Origin of the sequence: Streptomyces sp. NPDC005017 (genome assembly GCF_042873115.1) — a bacterium.
Taxonomy (GTDB): domain Bacteria; phylum Actinomycetota; class Actinomycetes; order Streptomycetales; family Streptomycetaceae; genus Streptomyces.
On the sequence record NZ_JBIALD010000036.1, the window covers coordinates 1 to 12,605 of the forward strand.

Consider the following 12,605-nt stretch of genomic DNA (forward strand, 5'->3'; position numbering starts at 1 on the left):
CCCACACCGCCTGGTAGGAGGCGTTCTCGAAGAACGCGAAGGCCAGCACGAAGTACACCACCACGCGGGAGGGCAGCAACCGAACCCTGTGCTCGCGGGCACCGGTGTCGCCCCGCTGTGGTGGCGGCCGCGGCGTGCGGGGCTTTTGCCGGAATGAGGATCTCCAGGTTGCCGAGCACGCTGTACAGGGGTGCCGGCGCGTGGGTGGCATTGAAGAGCGGTCCGGCGTTGACGGGGGCTGTGCTGAGGGCGTGCCGGTCGGAGGCGGTTCTGGGCATGCGGTCCTTGGCGCCGATGGTGGCGGCCTCTGCGTCTCGGGCGGCAGCCCGCCGACGTGGGGTGCGGCGCGCCCTCTCCCATGCGAACGCCACCGCCACGGGCGCACCCGTCCCGCCTGCGAGCCGCACCCGCGTGGACCGGCTTCTCACCGCCTCAATGAGCAGCGAGGAGACCGCCCCTGCGACCACGTACTACCGTAGGTCTGGCAGGCGCGGCCTCGACATTGTTCGCTGTCTCCGTCTTGCCTTACACAGCGTTCAACGATTGCATCAACTTCCTTCCATGTCGATTCCACGGCGACCTTCATCTGTTCTTTCATTGAGATTCTGCTTTTGGGCAAACAAAATGGGCCTCATGGGATCCCATGGGCCCTCATAACTCACAGAAGGAATTGTCTGGGTATCACAGCTCCATGAGGAACTTGACAATCCTGACAACGTGGCCCCCTGCGCTCACCGCACCGTAGAGGTAGCGCGCAAGGCGCAGAACGCTCGACCGTCTCCGCTGGCGCTGACACTCTCGTGCACCGTTTTGACCTGTACTTTCCCGAATATTGGAACTCTCAGTCATTTTCTAGTTACTTTCCGTGATTGAGTATGGGCATATTTTTGGCCGAAGGGTTCATGCCTCCGGCCAGTAATGCGGTAAATCATCGCACGGCACATCCCACAGGCGGGGTGTGCCGTGTCTTTGTTCTCTACTAATCATACCCCATAAGAGGGGTTCCTGTCACCCGTCAGAGCACTCTGGGGGTCCGCTCAAGATGCTCCGCTGTTTCTCCCGAACTGTCTTTTACAGTCTAACAGACGGGTACGACAATACCGGCAGACGCGCAGCGTCGTGGAAGCCGCGAAGCGATACTCCTCTGCCTGCTCGCGCCCCCATTCTTCTATTTGCCAGGAGGGAACGCAGCGAGTGTCCGGAGGGAAGTCCAGCAAGCGGCTCCTCACCGAATACGGGCGCCGCCCTGCTGGTGCACCCCCAGGCCGGCCAACCGCCCGCCGCCGACAGCGCGCGCCGGTTCGCGTCTTGTGTCCCACAGCCCGTCCGGACCTTGTGCGGATGCCCACGAGACCTCCCGGGACCGTGGGGATCGCCGGACCCCGCTCCCTTCAGCCGGTGCCCGGCCGTGCGCGGGGCAGCCGGCGTGCCCTGCGCAGCACTGCTCACTGCGGGCTCGTCGGCGCGCTTATATCAGGCGGCCGCATGCGGCTGTGCTGTGCTGTGGGGGTGTCGCGGGGCATGCGCGAAGGGAGACGTGGTGGTCGTTGGTGCATCGGGTGCCTGCGGCGCACGGCCTGCGGGTGGATGACCGGCTGGGCCGGTGCCGGCGGGGGCATCCTGCGCCGCGGCGCAGCAGACAGCGAGAGCGGATCCTCGCGGGCCGAGCCTGTGACGTGAGACCGCCAGCATGAACTTCCCGAAGCGGTCCCAGTCGATGTGCAACTGCAGTCGTTCGCAGGTCACTCCCGTCCGGGAGACCGGGCGGTATCCAGGAGAAGTGCAGACGGGTGCTCAGCGGTGTTTGCCCTGCCGGCATCGCACCGCCGTTGGGCGCGGAGGCTCCTTCCGCCCCCTGTCCGCAACTTGCCCGGCTACAGGTCGAGGACTGCGCGGAGCGCGTTGTCGATCTGCTCCTGCTGTTCGGGGCCGATGTTGCCGTGCCGTGTTCCGGTCTCGAACCGGGCTGCGGAGAGCTGCAGGAGGTTCACGGCGACCACCGACGCATCGACCGGGGAGGTCAGGCGCACGCTCATCGCCGTGTCGGGATGGTGTGCCGGAGCGTGCAGGACCAGGGCGACCACCGCACCGTAGGCCTCGGCGAGGCCGTCGAGGCTGACGACGAGAACGGTACGCGTGCCCTTGCCGGTGTCGACGTCCCAGACGTCGCCCTTGCAGACGGTCACAGTGCGTCGCCCTCGCCGGACAGGTCCAGGGGCTCGATGGATGCCAGCCTGCGTGCGGCATCAAGCGTCATCTGACGCCGCACAGCTCGCAGAATGTAGTCGTTGAGCGACGGAGAACCGGCAGCGGCGTCGCGCAGCTGCTTGTCCATGGCGTCGGGAACACGCAAAGTGATGGCAGTCATGCCACCAAATCTAGTGGCACAGATGGCATCACACCAGCCTCCGACGCAGTCGCGCGTGCTCGAAGCGCACGCGCCCACCGTGAACCACGAGCACGCCGGGGCCTGGACGGCATCCGCGCGCACCGAGAACGCTGCCGCGCAGAGCAGCCTCTCCAGCCGAGACCCCTCCGCCACCGCCCTCAGGCCCTGCGTCCGCCACAAGGAAGACCGACCGGCGTTGACAGCGCCGCCCCGGGCCGGGAAGGCCAGCATCCCGGCCGCCACCGATCACCTCTACCGCATCACCGGCGACATACGCCCAACGTCTTGCCGCGGTCCGAGGCCTGCGGGACCAGCCCGCCCGGTCAGTGTGTGCGAGCAGCTTGGCGACGCTCCACCCTCCAGCACCTGAGTGGCCTGGTCCGGGAGGATCACAAGCGCCTTTTGTCCCGCGAGGCTCGCCACCCAACCCAGCACTCGGACCTCACTGACGCTGTACTTGCCGGTGGCCGGAACGGCTGTGGACGCTCCTGCGACAAGGGGCGCGTCCTCGGGGCTCGTCGTGCCCGCGCACGCGCGGGCCTATGGTCGCGGGCGCGTTTCCGTTCCGGGCATGTGGACCGCCTTGGGGCGGCGGGGGAGGTTTCGGCCGTCGGCGAGCGCGGAGAGCAGCTCGGCGGGTTCGGGCTGCTGGTGCTCGCTGAGGTAGCGGATGCCCTCGCCCTGCGGCGGGGTGCCGGTGTGCGGGCCGAGCGGGTGGCGTCGGCTCTCGGCGGTGCGCCAGCCGTAGCGTTCGTCCCACACCAGGGCGGGAGTTTCGCCGGTCAGCATGACGGCCGCGGCGAGAATCTCGCCGCCCGCAACACGGTGCACCGAGACGATCTGTGTCTGGGCGAGGCCGGCGTCGGCCAGGGCGTCGGCGACGTGCTGCAGGTACGGCCGGATCTGCCGGGCCCGCATCTCGGTGGCGGCGCAGGCAAGGGCGGTGCGCTGTACGGCGGTCGGGTAGCCCAGGCGCACCGCGGCGTCTTCGGGCGTGAGTGCGGGCTGGGCCTGGAGCAGGTCGGCGATGCGTTCTGCGCGCAGAGCGGGCAGGGCTCGTGCGGCTGCGGCGTAGGAGAGGCCGAGGCGGTCCTGGACGGTGGCGAGGGTGACCGCCGGGTCCTGATCGAGAAGGGCACCGACCCTTGCGGGGATCTCGTCGCGGGGCACCATGTCCCCGCTGCCCCTGGGGCGTCCCCTGGGACCGTGTACGGCGGTGCGTCTCGCGGCTTGGTAGGCCCGGATGATGCCGCGCGGGCAGTGTTCCACTCCCTTGATCCTGGTGAGGTGGGGCTTGATCTGCGGTGCGGTCTTGTAGGCGTCCCAGCTCTTGGCGGCGATGCCGAGTTCGGCGGCGGCCTCGTTGCGGTCCAGGAGGTCCTGGTCGTCGTCCTCGTCCGGGAGTGCCGGCACAGGGCGGCCCGCGAGGAAGGCAGCCGTCTGCCGGTTGTCCCACAGCTTCACCCTCGCTCCTTGTGAGCTGATCAGCGGCGGGAATCCGTGGGCGGTGTAGGGCAGTTTGTTTCTGAAGGTGCCGAGGGTGATGCCGAGGGCGGCAGCGAGCTCTTCGGAGTTCTGCACGTACTCCCGGCGTCCGGCCCGGATCATCAGTCCCCTTCTCCTGTGCGTTGGTGCAGGGCGGCGGCTTCCCCAACTGTGGCTGCGCGGCCACGGGTTGCGGCACGTCAGAGAGACGGCACGGTGCGCAGTCGCGCACCGCACACGGCCCGAAGACGTCGCCCTCCAGCGCCAGCAATGGGCGTACGGACGCGTCCTCAGGAGCGGCGCACTGCCTCGGGCCGGCCGCAAGCGCCGACGAGCGCATCACCACCGCGCCATCTCTCAGCTGTCGCACTGCCGGTCGCGGCGACGCCAGACCGTCGGCGGCCGCCTCGCCCGAAGCGCTGAACAGGACCACGCTCAAAAGGCGTCATCGACGTCGGGCAGCGCTTGGCGGACGGGCAGCGCGAACCCTAGCGGGCCGGCGGTGTGACGCCGCCGCTGCTCGAACTTGCTCCTTCTGCCGGAACCACGAGAACTGTCGTCTGTACCGGCGCTCTTGATGTCAGCGAAGGTGCTTTCCCATACATCCGGAGCCCATGCCCGAGCAGCCGCCTGCGGATCGCGTGTCAGCGGATGGCTCGCGTCGAGGAAGGCCTCGACGGCGTCGCGGGCCGCGGACAGGAGCGCTTCACCTTCCGGTGGCCTGAGACGGATGAAGATCCGTTGACGACCGCTTGGCTCATCCGGTGAAGGCCACACCACGACGTCACCGATTCCCGCACTTTGGTGCAGACCGTCGATGAGCAGCTCCCGGGCGAAAACCCATTCCGTTTGCTGATCGGTTCCGTGATTGAAGACGGCTGTGACCGCGAAAGGATCGGCGGTGCGGTAGCACAGTTGGACGGGCACGGGCTCCCCATCGTCCTGCGGTGTGCCGTGCAGACGCATCCGGAACCGGGCGTACTGCTCGACCCCTGCATCGACTGTCCTGCGCCAGAGCTCAAACGGGCCGTCAGCTAGCTCGCCGACGACGCCTTGGCATCCCCCCTGCCGGTTGCTGTTCGCGCCGTCGGCGTGACTTCTCGGCAGCAGCAGCCTGCCGCCCAGGCTCACCACGTACGTGTCCGGGTCAGGTGGCGCCGCGGGCTGGCCCGATGGGGCCTGCCGGTGCGCTGCATTCAAGTCCACGGCCAGGTCCGCAGCTACCAGAAGGTGCAGCTGATCCACGCCGGTCCCCGCCCGCGTCTGCGCGCCGTCCATGCAGGGCGGAGCTTCCCGCCTGACGGCGGACGGCACGCCTGCGGCATGACCTGCCGGCGGTCGGCCGGTCGCGCAGAACAGGAACCAGCGCGCAGCGTCGTGAGGTGGAAGGCCGCTGTCTACTTCCCCCAGTCGTGGAGGCGTGTCATGTGGCAGTTCACGTGGGTCACGTACGGGTGCGTGCAGCAGGTCGGTCAGGCATCCCGGAGACAGCAGACGCTGCCAGTGCGTATGTGCGCTGCCGGCCCGGCTGAATGTGGCTGCGTTGTGTTTGCCGGCGTCTCCATTCCCTGCGGCCGGGAGCCGGCAGGCCTCATGAGCGGCGTCGGATCCTGTGTCCTGATCCGATTCCGGCGGCAAGCTCTTGAGCAGCCTCCTGTAGAGGGCGAGGAAGTCAGGGACACTGCCCTGGCTGATGGAAAGTGCCAGTAGGCTCCAGTCACGCCGTCGCGGATTCAGACAGGCGGCGTCACTGAGTCGTGGCATGGAGAGATCACTGGCGGACCAGCTGACGCTGGCGGACCGGTGCGCGCCGGCGGAGTAGCCGGTAAGGGACGCAAGAGGTGCGGTTCGCACCGGTGCCGAGCCCGCCAGCAGCAGCCAGAGTGCTGCGCGTGGCGCCGGGCTTGTCCGGGCAGTAGCCCAAAGCCGTGTGGGTCGCGTGACCTGCCAGCCGGCGGAGCGCAGGTCACGCAGCCGTCGGTCGGTCACTGCCGTGTCCACTGGCAGCGACCACGGCGCGTGCCGCAGGTACAGCGCATATGGCATGCGCTGATGCTCGAGTGCGCTGTCCGCGCCGACGGGCTCGGCGCTGTTCTGGCCGTGCGCTGTCTGTTCCCCGGTCAGGTCCTCGGCGGGTTTGACAGTCGGATCGGCTGCGCCGTGCCCCGTGGATGTGCCGGCGGGAGCAGCGCCGGCGGCCGCGTCCAGTTGGCGCCGGGCCTTGTCGGGGATGGTCTCGTCCAGCGCTCGCACGCGGGGAGCGCGCAGGCTCGAGGCCGCCATCAGGGCGGCGAACTCGTCGTCGGCTGTGGTGGCAGGCATCCTGTCGTCCTTGTGAGCACTCATCGTGCTCCCCCCTCCCCCGGCCGGGCCTGGTGCAGGCCGCTGGCCAAAACCTTGGTACGGACGCGGGCCAGGCGCCGTTCGAGCGCCTTGGGCGTCAGACCGACCTTCGCGGCAGCCTCGGCATGGGTGTAGCCGAGGGTCACCCAGCCCAGCGCCTCGCGCACCTGCTCGTCGGGCAGCAGCGGGCGCAGTCGGCTGACGTGGTCACGCGTGGCTGCGGTGTGTGCAGGGTCGGTGGCGCGCTGGTCGGGAATGTCCTGCTGGGCGTCAAGGACGTCGTCGGTGTCGGCGGTGCGGTGCTGGAGTTCAGCCTGCCCGAGGTGGTGGGCCTTGTACCAGCGGATATAGACGGGCCTGAAGGCGAGGACGGCGGCGCCGACGAAATAGGTGGTCAGGCTCGCGCCGCCGTCGGGGCTCCATTTGCCGCGGACCAGGCCGTGCTCGTGGAAGAGGGTCCGGCCCTTCAGGACGGTGTCGGTGACGACCTGGGTGCGGTCCTCGTACGTCCATGCCTCGGACGGCATCATCGCCGGCGATACGGGGCGGCCCATGCGGGCACTGCGCTCGAAGATGTGGCCGCTGGCGCTCCATGTGCTTAAAGTGCGCCAGCCGTAGGACATCAGCTCGGCGATGAACTGCTGGTAGTGCGGGCCCTCGAAGTTGGAACGGCGCAGGAATGCGACCAGGGCGGCGTCACGGCCGGCGAGCTCGGCGCTCATCGACGCCTCTTCGCCGGCCTCGGATGCGAGCAGCCCCTCCAAGGCGCGCAGTTCCTGGTTCGTGTCCGCGGCCGGCGCGTGCGGGCTCTGCGTCATGGTCTGGGGACCGCGCCCCTCACACATTCCATCCGGCACATCCGCTCCCTAGCCCTCGCCCCGGCCCAGCGGGCCCTGTCCTGCCCTCGTCTCACACAGGTCCTAGGCGCGGCGTACGGCGCTCCCCCCTCCCCTCCCCCATCAGAAAATGTGACGTGCGACACACGGGGGGAGGGGGCTGTGCGGCACCTAGACCAGCAACGAGCGGCCACCGCACCAGCAGTGACCGAACGTCAGAGGAAGGAACACCATGAACAGCAGCCCCGCCCCCGGCCAGGACCACCACCACACCACCCCCTCCCCCGCCGCCACCGGCACGGGCACCCCGCACGCGCAGCACACCGGCCACGCCCCGCAGGCCATACCCCATCCCCAGAGCCCGACAGGCCCCCATCCACCTCAAACTCCCGCCGCCACCGCACTGCTCGGCCTGCGCAGCGCCATCATCCTCATGCTCGGCACCCTGGTCGGCACCGGAGCAGGCATCCTCACCCACCTCGCCCAGCCCGGCGCCCCCACCGCCGTCCTCACCGGCGGCGCCGCCTTCGCCGGCGCGGTGCTCTTCTTCCACGCCATCATCGCCACCTGAACCACACCCCGGCCGCGGCACCCCACCGGACGCCGCGGCCGGGCGTCGCGGCCGGGCAAACGTCGACGCTGCGGTCCCCTCGCATCGCCTCCGCCGCCGTGAACAGGCCGCCAGGTGCACGCCCTTGCGGGAGCCAGCCGCAAGTGCCAGGGCCTGGCGTCGGCCGAGGCCGACCCAGTTCGGCCGTCTCGTACAACCCGCGACACCCCCGGCCGGTACTCACCCGCGACCGCTCCGCTTCCGCCTTCCGTACGAAACCGCAGCCGGCCGCCACCCTTGCGGCCCGCGGGAAGGAGGCGGCTTCGGCTGCCGGGCGATGGTCGCCGACTGCGCATACTCCGTCAGCGACGACTGGTACCTCGCCCTGCGCAAGGCCGGCCTGGCCTACGTGGTCGCCCTCAAGCCGCACCGCGGCCCCTGGGGCCCGGGCCGACCAGCCGCACACCCCCGTCGAAGCCGCCCACGCCCTGACCTGGAAGAGGGAAGATGAGCGCCATGAGTGAGTCGGCCCGCACGGGCACGTCGCTGGTATTCGTCCAGTACCACCTCTTCCAGGTCATGGACCCGGACGGGCCGATGGCTGGCGGCCTCGATGCGGCCCATACCGGTCTGGTGTCCGCCTCCGACGGCGCCATCGAGGTACACACAGGAATCCACACCGGTGACGTCCAGGTCACAGCCGAGCTGCACACCCATCAGCCCGAGCCCGCTTCCGGCTGGGACGAGATCGCCGAGATCTCATGCCACTCCCCCAGCGGTGAAATACTCGTGGCACCCCTCATGGACGACCCGGTCGATCTGCCCAGCCTGGCTTCCCACGGCCCCGGCAGCTACCGGCTACGCGTCCACGCACGAGGCCGGGACCGGGCCATCGACCTGGCACCGGACGAAGTCGTCGAGTACTACCTGATCCAAAGCTGGCCCGCCCCACTCCAGGACACCCTCCTGGTCAAGGCGACCGACGCCTACGGCCACCAGGTACGAGCCCGGCCGGCCGACGACACCATCGTCATCGACCACGAGGACTCCCTCGACACCCAGACCGGCCGCGAACGCGACATCCTCCGCCGCGCCGAGCAAGGCGACTACTTCTGATCCACCCGTACCAGTCGACGGCAGCGGGCCCCATCCGGACTCCCTGACGGGTGGCGTTAACGGTCTGAACTGGCCCCGCTTTTCCGGCCCGAACTGGCCCCACCGGTGGGGCGCGCGGGAGCGTTCGGGGGTTGTTCCGGCTTGAGTTGGCCCCACTTCGGAGCTTGGGCTGGGACGCTCGCGGTAGGTCGCCGTGAGGGGACGATGCCGGGTGGCGTCCTCGAAGGAAGAGCTGTTCCTGCTGATCCGCCGGGACTCGTGGCAGCAGGGGCTGTCGGTCCGCGCGTTGGCGCGCAAGTATCGGGTCCACCGTCGGCTGGTGCGCGAGGCACTGTGTTCGACCGTGCCCGCTCCGCGCCGGACGCCGCGACGGCATTCGCCCAGGCTGGAGCCGTTCAAGAAGACGATCGACCAGTGGCTACTCGACGACCTTGATGCGCCGCCGAAGCAGCGGCACACAGTGAAAAGGATCTTGAGCCGGCTTCAGCAGGAGGCCGGCGCCGACATCGCCTACTCGACGGTGTGGGACTACGTGCACCGGCGGCGGCAGGAGATCGCCGAGGCGGCAGGGGCGACACCGGCGGCGGGATTCGTGATCCGCCACAACCAGCCTGGCATGGATGCGGAGGTCGACTTCGGCGAGGCATGGGTGGACCTGGCCGGCGAACGCACCAAGTGCTTCGTGTTCGCGTTCAGACTGGCCTACTCCGGCAAGGCCGTGCACCGCATCACCGCGTCCTGCGGACAGGAAGCGTTCTTCGACGGACACGTTCACGCGTTCCGCACGCTGGGCGGTATCCCGGCCGGTCAGATCCGGTATGACAATCTCTCGCCTGCAGTTTCCCGGGTGGTGCACAGGAGCCGATCCCGTGAGGAGCATCCACGCTGGGCGGACTTCCGCAGGCACTTCTCGGTCACCCCTTTCTACTGCGAGCCGGGACTTCGCGGGGCCCATGAGAAGGGAGGGGTCGAGGGCCAGGTGGGCTACTGGCGTCGGAACTACCTGACCCCGGTCCCGCGCGTCGACTCCCTGAACGAGCTCAACGACGCCTTCGCCGGCTTCGAGGAGGCCGAGGAGAACCGGCGGATCGGGATGCGGATCCGCACCATCGGCCAGGACTTCGCCCGTGGGGCCCCGCTCCTGCTGCCCCTGCCCGAGAATCCCTTCGAGACCGGCCTCGCACTGAACCCGCGGGTCGACCGCTACGGCATGGTCGCCGTCCGGGTCTGCCGCTACTCGGTTCCGGTCCGCTTCATCGGCCGCACCGTCCACGTTCTCCTGCGCTCGAGCGAGGTCGTGGTCTTCCACGGCCGCACCGAGATCGCCCGCCACCCCCGCCTGACGACCAAGGGCGCCGAACGGGTGGTGCTGGACCACTTCCTGGAAGTCCTGCTGTCCAAGCCCGGCGCCCTGGCCGGCTCCGAGGCGCTCGATCAGGCTCGCCGCGAGGGCACCTTCACCCCCGCCCACGAAGCGCTGTGGTCCACGGCCAAGCACACGCTCGGCGAGTGCGAGGGCACCAAGGCCCTGGTCCAGGTCCTGCTGCTGCACCGCCACCTGCAGCACCGTGACGTGGTCGCCGGGATCCGTGCCGCGCTCGCGGTCGGCGCCTGCACCGCGGACGTGGTGGCGCTGGAAGCCCGCAAGGCCGCCGAGACCGAGGGCCGGTCCCCGACCGTCACCGCCACCACCGTCCTGCCCGAGCCGGTCGTCCCGCCGGACCTGCCGCTGCCCAGCCTGTCCGAGCGCCGGGCCACCCGCCTTCCCGCCGACCAGCGGCCCCTGCCCACCCTCGAACGCTGGGACCAGCTCCTGCACCGTCCTGGAAGGGAATCCCGATGACCGGCCCGCACCACACCCTGACCGAGCCCGCCTCCGACGCCGCGATCGACACCGCCTGCCGGGTCCTGCGGCTGCCGACGATGCGGGCCCAGTTCGCCGACACCGTCGCCCGCGCCGAGCGCGAGCACCTGTCCTACCGCGGGTTCCTCGCCGAGCTGCTGATGGCCGAGTGCGAGGACCGCGACCGCCGCCGTTCCGAGCGCCGCATCCGCGCGGCCGGCTTCCCACGCCCGAAGTGGCTCTCGGATTTCGACTACACGGCCAACCAGAACGTCACCCCGGCTCTGATCAACAACCTCGCCACCTGCGAATGGGTCAAGAAGGGCGAGCCGCTGTGCTTGATCGGTGACTCCGGCACCGGCAAGTCCCATCTGCTGATCGGCCTCGGCTCCGCCGCCGCGATGGCCGGCTTCCGGGTCCGCTACGCGCTCGCCGCAAAGCTCGTCAACGAACTCGTCGAAGCCGCCGATGAGAAACAGCTGACCAAGACCATCGCCCGTTACGGGCGCGTCGACCTGCTATGCATCGACGAGCTTGGCCACCTCGAACTCGACCGCCGCGGAGCCGAGATGCTGTTCCAGGTTCTGACCGAGAGGAAGGAGAAGAACAGTGTGGCCATCGCCTCGAACGAATCGTTCGGAGGCTGGACCAAGACGTTCACCGACCCCAGGCTCTGCGCGGCCATCGTCGACCGGCTCACCTTCAACGGCACCATCATCGAGACCGGCACCGAGTCCTACCGCCTCGCCCGGACCAAGGCCAAGCAACTGCAGACGAAGAAGTAGCCCCGAGGCCAGCTGGCCGGTGGGATCTTAACCCCTGTTGCCCCGGGCCTGGCGGTCCAGGAACTCGATCAGCCGTGTTTCCGAACGTGCAAGCCTCTCCCGTTGTTCGCCAGGAAGCGAAGCGAGGGCGTCGACCAGGACCCGCTTTCGCGGGACGTGCACCATATTGCCGGAGTAGATCCGGCAACTGGAACACCAGGCGAGCCCGATGCACCGCTCGAACATGGACGACTCGGGCGGATAGATGCGGTACTGGTACGAGCGGACGGGCGTTCCGCAGACGGCACAGATCCGACGGTCCCCGTCGGAGACCGTGTCCCAGATCCCGACCTTGCGCCAGTGCTGCCGCCCGGCCGGTGCTCTTCAAGTCGTCATGCCCAGCATTCTCTCCTACAGCAGGCCGCCCAGCCCAGCCGTCCCGGCGAAGGTGGGGCCGGAGCAGACCGGAAGCCGGGGCCACTTCAAGCCGGAACAATCGCCGCACGGCCCCGCCGGTGGGGCCAGTTCGGGCCGGAAAAGCGGGGCCAGTTCAGACCGTTAACGCCAACCCTGAACGCCTCGACAGCGAGGCATCCTTCGCCGCCTTGTGCGGCACCAGCCCGGTCGAGGCATCGTCCGGCAAGACCCAGCGCCGCAGGCTCAACCGAGGCGGCGACCGCCAGGCCAACGCCGCTCTCTTCCGGATCGTCCTCAGCCGTCTGCGCTGGGAGGAGCGTTCCCAGGACTACATGCGGCGACGCCTGGCGGAGGGCAAGACACGCCGCGAGATCATCCGCTGCCTCAAGCGGTACGTCGCACGAGAGATCTACCGGCTCATCGTCCCCCAAGCCACCCCGGCAGACCACGCAGGACGAGCCCGAGGCGCCACTTGACATCCATAGGGGCATCAACGCCGTGAGCGAGGCGTTCAACAGTGTGCTCGAGGTCGAGTACGTCCACCGGCACACCTTCGCCACCCGCATCGAGGCCCGGATCAGGATCGCCACCTGGATCACCGACTTCTACAACACCAGAGGGCTACACAGCGCATGCGGGTTCAAGAGCCCGATCGACTACGAGCGCGAGTACCGAGCCACCCTCGCCGAGGGACTGGCCGCATAGATCGTCTCCACCCTGCGAAGGGATTGACGCGTGTGCGCTCCCTCATGACTGCCAAGGCGATGGCGCTCAAGAAGGACGGCACCCAGACGCCGGACTTCGTAGATCTCCTGGCGTCACCGAGCCTCCTCGGACTGGTTCAGGGGTTCGTAGGTCGCCC

The 12,605-nt window shown here is 69.0% G+C and carries 10 protein-coding genes and 2 pseudogenes; 6 read left to right on the plus strand and 6 right to left on the minus strand.

Annotation, left to right across the window (positions count from 1 at the left end; genetic code table 11):
* The 6 genes and pseudogenes from ACFYR0_RS34715 to ACFYR0_RS34740 all read right to left on the minus strand — a co-directional run.
* Nucleotides 1–103: pseudogene (locus tag ACFYR0_RS34715) on the minus strand (transposase domain-containing protein); the annotation flags it as partial.
* A 1,771-nt stretch (nt 104–1,874) separates the two neighbouring features.
* On the minus strand, nt 1,875–2,186 hold the full coding sequence (locus tag ACFYR0_RS34720; protein WP_389337323.1) for a type II toxin-antitoxin system PemK/MazF family toxin: 312 nt from the start codon (nt 2,184–2,186) through the stop codon (nt 1,875–1,877).
* Nucleotides 2,183–2,368: a hypothetical protein gene (locus ACFYR0_RS34725; protein ID WP_389337326.1), complete on the minus strand. Its 186-nt coding sequence runs from the start codon at nt 2,366–2,368 to the stop codon at nt 2,183–2,185. Before ACFYR0_RS34725 ends, ACFYR0_RS34720 begins: the two co-directional genes overlap by 4 nt.
* A gap of 561 nt (nt 2,369–2,929) precedes the next feature.
* Nucleotides 2,930–3,997 carry a DUF6292 family protein gene (locus tag ACFYR0_RS34730; protein WP_389337329.1) on the minus strand — a complete coding sequence of 356 codons (1,068 nt, stop codon included), beginning with the start codon at nt 3,995–3,997 and terminating at the stop codon, nt 2,930–2,932.
* Between the two features lie 312 nt (nt 3,998–4,309).
* Nucleotides 4,310–6,220, minus strand: a complete 1,911-nt coding sequence (locus ACFYR0_RS34735) for an SsgA family sporulation/cell division regulator (RefSeq protein ID WP_389337333.1) — start codon at nt 6,218–6,220, stop codon at nt 4,310–4,312.
* Complete coding sequence (locus ACFYR0_RS34740) at nt 6,217–7,035, minus strand: sigma-70 family RNA polymerase sigma factor (RefSeq protein WP_389337336.1); 819 nt, start codon at nt 7,033–7,035, stop codon at nt 6,217–6,219. Before ACFYR0_RS34740 ends, ACFYR0_RS34735 begins: the two co-directional genes overlap by 4 nt.
* Nucleotides 7,036–7,285: 250 nt before the next feature.
* Between ACFYR0_RS34740 and ACFYR0_RS34745 the strand changes: the two genes are divergently transcribed.
* From ACFYR0_RS34745 to ACFYR0_RS34770, 6 genes and pseudogenes are all read left to right on the plus strand, one after another.
* The gene (locus tag ACFYR0_RS34745) at nt 7,286–7,624 is read left to right on the plus strand and encodes a hypothetical protein (RefSeq protein ID WP_389337339.1); all 339 of its coding nucleotides are present in this window, start codon (nt 7,286–7,288) and stop codon (nt 7,622–7,624) included.
* A 486-nt stretch (nt 7,625–8,110) separates the two neighbouring features.
* Complete coding sequence (locus tag ACFYR0_RS34750; protein WP_389337342.1) at nt 8,111–8,719, plus strand: hypothetical protein; 609 nt, start codon at nt 8,111–8,113, stop codon at nt 8,717–8,719.
* Between the two features lie 211 nt (nt 8,720–8,930).
* Nucleotides 8,931–10,562: an IS21 family transposase gene (gene istA, locus ACFYR0_RS34755; protein WP_389337345.1), complete on the plus strand. Its 1,632-nt coding sequence runs from the start codon at nt 8,931–8,933 to the stop codon at nt 10,560–10,562.
* Nucleotides 10,559–11,347, plus strand: coding sequence for an IS21-like element helper ATPase IstB (gene istB / locus ACFYR0_RS34760; RefSeq protein ID WP_389337348.1), 789 nt, complete (start codon nt 10,559–10,561; stop codon nt 11,345–11,347). Before istA ends, istB begins: the two co-directional genes overlap by 4 nt.
* 506 nt (nt 11,348–11,853) lie before the next feature.
* Nucleotides 11,854–12,219: pseudogene (locus tag ACFYR0_RS34765) on the plus strand (transposase); the annotation flags it as partial.
* Nucleotides 12,220–12,241: 22 nt separating this feature from the next.
* A complete protein-coding gene (locus tag ACFYR0_RS34770) occupies nt 12,242–12,448 on the plus strand; it encodes a hypothetical protein (protein WP_389337472.1) in 207 nt (68 codons plus the stop codon).
* Nucleotides 12,449–12,605: the final 157 nt, after the last annotated feature.